The organism is Myxacorys chilensis (genome assembly GCF_059505265.1).
This window is the reverse complement of sequence record NZ_JCACKG010000053.1, coordinates 1-2,014: the sequence shown is the minus strand read 5'-3', so window position 1 is coordinate 2,014 and position 2,014 is coordinate 1. Positions and strand designations below refer to the sequence as shown.

The following is a 2,014-nucleotide window of genomic DNA, read 5'->3' as shown; positions in this document are numbered from 1 at the left end:
AGGCGTTGACCTCGACGGTGTCGGCGTGGTTCTCCGAACCGGCCGGCATCGTCAGCGTGCCCGTGCAGGTGAAGCTCTCACCCACCGCCCACGTGCGAGCCGGCTGGGCCGGCAGGACCGTTGTGGTCGCGTCCCACGTGATGGAACCATCGGCCTGGGTGGTGCCGGTGGTGCCGTCGGGGAACGTGCAGGCGAACGAGGCGACGGCAGGACCGCTGTTCAGCGTGTCTGCGACCTCCACGTTCACCAGCGGCTTGTCACCGGAGTTCGTGATCGGGATCGAGATGTTCACGGACCCACCAGCCGGGACGTACACCCCGGTGGCCGGCGTGTCCGCATCCTGACCGGCGACGGTCTCCTTCTCGACGGTGATCCCGGGCTGCCCGGGCACGACGGCGGTGTAGCGGTCTTCGTCGTCGATGGTCTCGTCGCCGATGACGGCGCGGGTGACGGGGTTGAGGGGCTGGGCGGTGACGCCGGCGGAGTCCTGGTGGGACTCGCTGGCGGCCATGGTCAGCGTGGCGGTGCAGGGGAACGACTGACCGGGCTCGAGGACCCCGTCGAACGTCGTGCCCGTGGCCGCACCACCGAGGGCGGTGAAGTCACAGCTCAAGCCGGTGACCGCGGGACCCGACAGGTTCTGGTCGGCCACGCTCACCCCCTGGACCGGGATGGCACCGTTGTTGGTCACGATGAAGCCGACCTCGTAGGAACCGGCCGCCGCGTACGAGACACGGTCATCGGTGGTGTCGGCATCGACGGCGACGTCCCACGCACCGGTGGTCGGGCCATCGAAGATCCCGTCGAGGTCGTCATGACCATCGACCGGGTTCGCCGGCGCCGCCTGGCGACCGTCGAACTTCACGATGTCGATCGACGCCGTGTAGGCGTGGAGGTCATCGGTGCCGGTCAGGCCGTCACCGCTCAGATCGACCGCCTCCACCGTCACGGTGTTCAGGTGGTTCGGGTCACCGCCCTCCATGGCCAGCGTCCCGGTGCAGTCGATCTGCTCATCGACCTCCCAGCGCTCGGTCGGCGGCAGACCACCGACGGAGAACGTCGCCTCCCAACGGATCGACCCGTTCGGCAACGCCGAACCCGTCGTCCCATCGGGGAACGTGCACTCGAAGCCGGTCATGTCCGGACCAGCGATGGTCTCATCGGACACCACCACCTGGGTCAACGCCTCGTCACCGGTGTTGATCACCGGGATCACCACATCGACCGACGTGCCAGGCCGCACGTACACACCCGTCTCGAGCGTGTCCGCATCCTGACCAGCCGCCGTCTCCTTCTCGATGTCCACACTGGGCACGCCCGGCTGGCGGAACTCGCCGAAGTCGACGTCGATCCGGTCGGTGTCGAACTCGAGGGTGAAGGCACCCGAGTTGCGGTCCGGCGAGATGATGCCGCCGTCGAGGTCGTAGGTGGGGGTGTAGCCGGCCGGGATGGTGGCCGGGTCGAGGTCCACCCGGTACGTGCCCGAGTGGAGGTTGCCGAAGGTGTACTGGCCGTCGGCGTTGGTGGTGGCCGTGCGCAGCTGCGTGCCGGCGGCGTCGTAGAGCCGGACGGTCACGTCGGCGATGCCGGCCTCGCCGGCGTCACGGACGCCGTCCCTGTCGGCGTCGAACCAGACGGTGTCGCCGACCGACGACGCCACGACCTCGATGGGCTCGTTCGGCGTGGCCGGGATCGGCTCGGGCAGGTTCGCGGTGCGGCCCTGGGCCACGTTGTTGACGTAGATGTCGGACTCGACGTTGGCGGCGGGCGACACCCGGATGCGGGCGCCACCGAACTCGCCGTTGCGGAAGTCCTCGTTGATGATCTTGAACGCCGTCACCGAGGCCATGGAGGTGGGGCAGCCGGGGGACCCGAACTGGGCCTCGGCGCACCACGTGCTGGTGTTGGTGGCGGGGTCGCGCTGGATCGTCGACGGGTCCTGGCTGGTGTAGACGACCGACACGTCGGCCACGGAGCCGAGCAGGTCGACGCCGAGCAGGCCGAAGGTGCCGTT

1 protein-coding gene is annotated in these 2,014 nt (G+C 69.1%); it reads right to left on the bottom strand.

Features of this window, described 5'->3' with window-relative positions:
• On the bottom strand, positions 1–2,014 hold a 2,014-nt coding region (locus AC5JLB_RS02595; protein WP_495872298.1), incomplete at both ends, for an SdrD B-like domain-containing protein.